Below are 596 nucleotides of genomic sequence, written 5' to 3' on the forward strand. Positions count from 1 at the left end.
GCCGGGGTGCGGCTGTGGGAAATGCGCGGGCGGGACGGCGATCGCGCCAGCCTGGGCCTGATCCCGCGCCGCCTGCGCCGCCGCCGGCCCGCCACCAGCTTCTTTCGCGCCAGTGCGTCCGAACTTCATGCCAAGAGCGTCATCGCCGATGGCCGCTGGCTGTTCATCGGCTCGATGAACTTCGATCCACGCTCGTGGCGGCTGAACACCGAAATGGGCTTCGTGATCGAGTCGCCGAAACTGGCCAGCCGGATGGAGGCCGCGCTCTCCGAGGGCCTGCCGCGCTTTGCCTGGCAGCTGGCGCTGCAGGACGGCCGGCTGGCCTGGCAGGATGACGGCCAGCTGCTCCAGCCCGAGCCCGGCAGCAATGCCCTGCAGCGGCTGGCGCTGCGGCTGCTGGGCCGGCTGCCGCTGGCCTTCCTGTTCTGACGCGATTTCCGTCGCGCATTGCGCCGGCGCGTGGCAGCATGCGGGCGTCTGGGGAGCGGGGAACGATGATAATGGGCCACCAATGGGCTGCGCTGGCGACCGTGCTGGTGCTGGCCGCGTGCGGCAGCACGCCCGAGGCCCCATCGCCGCCGGCCGCGGCGCCGGTA

The 596-nt window shown here is 72.0% G+C and carries 1 protein-coding gene; it reads left to right on the top strand.

Annotated elements, in window-relative coordinates; genetic code table 11:
* Window positions 1-429, top strand: a 429-nt coding sequence (locus GJ693_RS16565; RefSeq protein WP_235903016.1) for a phospholipase D-like domain-containing protein, incomplete at its 5' end; no start/stop codon positions are given.
* Window positions 430-596: the final 167 nt, after the last annotated feature.

The organism is Sandarakinorhabdus oryzae, assembly GCF_009733735.1.
Taxonomy (GTDB): Bacteria; Pseudomonadota; Alphaproteobacteria; order Sphingomonadales; family Sphingomonadaceae; genus Sandarakinorhabdus; species Sandarakinorhabdus oryzae.